The organism is Paenibacillus naphthalenovorans (assembly GCF_900099895.1).
GTDB classification, from domain to species: domain Bacteria; phylum Bacillota; class Bacilli; order Paenibacillales; family NBRC-103111; genus Paenibacillus_G; species Paenibacillus_G naphthalenovorans.
In genome coordinates, this window is the sequence record NZ_FNDY01000093.1 from 1 (window position 1) to 1,294 (window position 1,294).

A 1,294-nucleotide genomic window follows, 5' to 3' on the forward strand; every position below is an offset into this window, starting at 1 on the left:
CAACACTTATCCAAACACAACTTCAGCATTGGATCGCCGGTTTGCCCAATTACATCAAGGCTTACCTACCGAATTTAAGCTGCGAAAGTTGAGTTAGTAACTTCATTTCCTTGATAAAACAGCCTGCCATTCTGGCAGGCTGCCCTCATTGCCATTCACCGCTGCCGCATCGCCTAATAAAATCCATGGTACGCGTACGGCTTCATTCAACGTCCGCTTCTTAATAATATGGGATCGCGCGTACCTTCCATCCATTCGTCCAATAGCGACGCCATGGATTGCTTAATGTGAATAAAGCGATCGTCCTCAGCTAAATTCACTCTTTCAACAGGATCAAGATACAGGTCGAACAGCATCTCCCGCGGCTTGACCGAATCCAAAAATCCATGCTCCAGCACAAACTTCCGAAAGTCGCTGGCATCCAAATTCGCCTTCAAATATGTCGAATCGTCATAGTGAGCGAAATGAACCTGTTGATAAAAATGGTTTAAAAGATAAAGCCAATGCGGCTATTAACACTGGTTGTATTGGCTTTATGTATCAAAATGGCGAGAAGGAAATATTCTTGAATTGGATGCAGTTCATTCGTTCGTGAATCTTTAATCAAACAAAGCCCGTACAAAAAGTACGGACTTTCCGGGGCACAATAAACTTTTATTTTGGTGTTTGCTTTTTTTCTTTTTGTCGACGTATAAAATCACGCATTTCTTCGTGAGCATCATCACGTTCTTCAGGAGGGATCGGAATCGCCATTACACCATCATCAAGTGATCGGATGACTGGACGACGACCGAATGCGGCAATTTGACCGGCGACTAAAGGTTTCGATTTACGCATGATCATCAACTCCTTTTATTAAGTATCAATAGCGTTGCATAAACATTGCTTTCTATCGTTTATAGAATTTTCTGAAAATGACTCTGCCGCCGTATAGGCTAGAAAGTCAAGGGGGCTATGCATGCAAGGCAGCCATTGTCCATTTGGTAATATCTAGGACTTCAAGGTGCTGATTACCTTTTCTTGCTTTGCGTTGCCTTAGCTCTTCATGACCTTCTGTCGACCTTTGGAAGTGCGCGTTGGTTTTCGAAATACAGCCGCTTTGAAAACTTCCCACGACGGAGCAGAAGGCAGTAGCTAATCAGGCCAATCATGATCTGGTTCCATACGGCGTTTTCATCCTCGCCATAGAATCGCGTCAATCGCCTGTCCCTGGATTGATCCGCCCGGAATTCGATATATGCCACGAAAAGCGCCTTCACCTCCTCCGGGTAATGCGGAAGCAATTGCTCATAGA

General features: G+C 44.5%; 2 protein-coding genes and 1 pseudogene. All 3 read right to left on the reverse strand.

All coding sequences use genetic code 11. The annotated features are described in order from the left end of the window. Positions 1 to 206: 206 nt before the first annotated feature. Positions 207 to 437 carry a hypothetical protein gene (locus BLT35_RS26090; protein WP_139170890.1) on the reverse strand — a complete coding sequence of 77 codons (231 nt, stop codon included), beginning with the start codon at positions 435 to 437 and terminating at the stop codon, positions 207 to 209. A 217-nt stretch (positions 438 to 654) separates the two neighbouring features. Next, positions 655 to 837, reverse strand: a complete 183-nt coding sequence (locus BLT35_RS26095) for a hypothetical protein (RefSeq protein ID WP_074730247.1) — start codon at positions 835 to 837, stop codon at positions 655 to 657. 206 nt (positions 838 to 1,043) lie between these two features. Continuing rightward, positions 1,044 to 1,294, reverse strand: a pseudogene (locus tag BLT35_RS26100) (hypothetical protein); the annotation flags it as partial.

Coding starts and splice junctions, on each gene's coding strand:
- BLT35_RS26095 (WP_074730247.1), bottom strand. CDS start 837: ATGCGTAAATCGAAACCTTTAGTCGCCGGTCAAATTGCCGCATTCGGT.